A 3,007-nucleotide genomic window follows, 5' to 3' on the forward strand; every position below is an offset into this window, starting at 1 on the left:
GCGCTGTGTGCGTACTACACAGCGGATGGCGAACTGACGGCGGCAGACCTGAAACGGGCGATTGCCAGCGAGCTGCCGGGGTACATGATCCCGTCGTACTTCGTGGAGCTTGAGCGCCTGCCTCTGACGCCGAACGGGAAAATCGACCGGAAGGCGCTGCCGACGCCGGAAGGGGGAGCAAACGCAGGCCGCGAATACGTGGCGCCGCGCACCGAACTGGAGGCGAAACTGGTCGCCATCTGGCAGGACGTGCTCGGGCCGGTCACGATTGGCGTAACGGACAACTTCTTCGACCTCGGCGGGCACTCCCTGCGGGCGACGACGCTGGTCAGCAAGGTCCACAAGGAGTTGAGCGTGGATCTGCCATTGCGCGATGTCTTCCGGCACTCGACCATCGAAGCGATGGCCGAAGCGATCAGCCAATTGGAGCGGCAGGAACACCTCTCCATTCCGGTTCTGGATAAGAGGGATCACTATCCGCTTTCCTCCGTGCAAAAACGGCTGTACATCCAGCAGAAGATGGAAGGCGCCGAGCTTAGCTACAACATGTCCGGCATGACAGTTCTCGTCGGGCGCTTGGAGCGGAATCAATTCGAGGCGGCGCTCAAAGGATTGATCGCTCGTCACGAAATTTTGCGAACCGGCTTCGAGATGGTTGACGGCATACCGGTACAACGGATTTATCCGGACTTGAAGTTTGCTGTCGAGTATACGAAAGCGACGGAAAGTGAAACGAAGAGCATCGCAGACGGCTTTGTGCGCGTCTTTGATTTGGAGCGGCCGCCGCTACTGCGTGTGGGTTTAGTCGAATGGGAAGCGGAACGGCATCTGCTCATGCTGGATATTCATCATATCGTCACGGATGGCATGTCGATGGGCATCTTCGTCGAAGAGCTGCTGCGCCTGTATAACGGCGAGAATCTGGAACCGCTTCGGATCCAATACAAGGAATTCGCCGCTTGGCAGCAGTCCGAACCTGTAAAAGAGCGGCTGAAACGTCAGGAAGCTTACTGGCTGGACGTGCTGGAAGGCAAACTGCCGACGCTTGAACTGCCTACGGACTTTGTCAGACCTGCCGTTCGCAGCTTTGAGGGAGATGTGCTGCCTTTCAGCATCGACAAGCAGAAGACCGACAGCTTGCAGCGCATCGCCGATGAGAACGGTGGCACCCTGTATATGGTGTTATCGGCGGTCTATTCAATCCTGCTCAGCAAGTACTCGGGACAAGAAGACTTCATTGTAGGCATGCCGGTTTCAGGCCGCACACATGCCGACCTGGAGCCGCTCATCGGAATGTTTGTCAACACTTTGGCGATTCGACATTATCCGTCCGGGGAGAAGACGTTCCTCGCTTACTTGAACGAAGTCAAAGAAACGATGCTGGGGGCCTACGATCACCAGGATTATCCGTTCGAAGAGCTTGTGAAAAAGCTGCAGGTTCCGCGAGATCAAAGCCGCAATCCTGTATTCGATGTCGTGTTTGCTCTGGAAACCAAGGAAGATAACGTTCAAAACTTCGGGGATATCAAGATCGAATCTTATCCGGAAACTCATACGGTTTCCCAATTTGATCTAACCTTGGTCATTTCGTTGCTGGATGAGGGAATGAACGGGCAGTTTGAATATGCCACCAAGTTGTTCACACGCAATCTGATCGACAATTTCGCTCAGGACCTGCTCGTAATCATATCTCAAATTTGCGAACAGCCTTCGGTGCTGTTGAAGGATATTTCCCTGAACGGGCAATCCGAACAGGAGCAAGATGTGCTAGAGGCCATTGATATTATTTTCTAATCCCTTACCCGGCTTGGCTGTATGCCGTATTTCTCTCGGTATGCATCCTGCCGGGTGTTTTTTTAAAAATGAAAAGGAAAAATCCACCACAGGAATCTGACGTCAAGTGCCGCTGAGTAACTAATTCAGTTTATTGGAAAATCAACAAAATACAACAGAAATCTTAGTTTACAGAGATAATTCCACCATAAAATCCGAATACCCGAAAAACGAAAAGAAGGAATTGCCGATCGTTGCAGACGTGTTTAATCTTTTGACTATGACACCAGAAGAACAACAAAAGGCACACGAAGACTACAGGAAGAAATACAGATATCTAAAACGTGCGCCGCGGCTGCTCATCCATAGTACTATGATAAGTATATAAACGATGAAAGGGTGAACGCATTGAAAAAGATGATTCGGCTAAACGACCGTTCGGAAATAGAAGCGGGATTAACGGGAGTTTCCGGCGCCCAAACCATCAAGTTACCGATTGCTAAAAATCCGTTTGCAATCAAGAAGCGGAAAACTTGAAGCTGTGGGGAGTAGACCCTGACTTCGGGAAACATTTCGTTGAGGGACTTGCTGATACGTTTCAGGTTCTATATTTCGATTATGAAGGGCATCTTTTTCAGCATTCGAACCCGGAAAATCTCACACCCGAATATATTGTAAAGCTTTGAGTACTAAGAGTGGAGGAGTTAAGCATCCTGAAGGATCTGAAAAATCAAATGAAATCGATTGGGACAACATAACGGTTACCATTGATCCCCATGTAACGCAGCAATTTGTTACGATGTACCAGAGTCTTGCTGATTTTGATGATCCAGACAACATACGACCCAGCCTAAGGTACGAGCTAGCGGCAGAACAAGACTTGATAAATAAAGTCTTAGACTACCGCTGTTGTTATTCAACTAATGTGCCCGTTAGTACAATAAAAAAAGAGCTGCATAGCAACTCTATGATTTTTAGTTAATGCATCCTATAGTTTATGTACATGTTTCGATACATTTTTTCGCATTTCATCACTCCGAGTTCTAGTTATGTGGAGATAAACTACATCTTTTGTGTATGTTTACATTTTTGATGATAACTATCATTAATTCGTTGTCATGGAAAATAAAAATACGAAGTTAATGAATTATTAACTAGTCCTATAAAAAGAACTGTTGCGTAGGTTGTAAAGGAACCGATAGTTGCTCCAAGTGTAAAAACCACTAATATGCAA

At 48.1% G+C, this 3,007-nt stretch carries 1 protein-coding gene; it reads left to right on the forward strand.

The window, feature by feature from the left end; translation table 11 throughout:
- Window positions 1-1,794, forward strand: a 1,794-nt coding sequence (locus tag AZ66_RS28205) for a condensation domain-containing protein (RefSeq protein WP_044357966.1), incomplete at its 5' end; no start/stop codon positions are given.
- Window positions 1,795-3,007: the final 1,213 nt, after the last annotated feature.

It is taken from the genome of Paenibacillus sp. E194 (assembly GCF_000935845.1).
GTDB classification, from domain to species: Bacteria; Bacillota; Bacilli; order Paenibacillales; family Paenibacillaceae; genus Paenibacillus_B; species Paenibacillus_B alvei_B.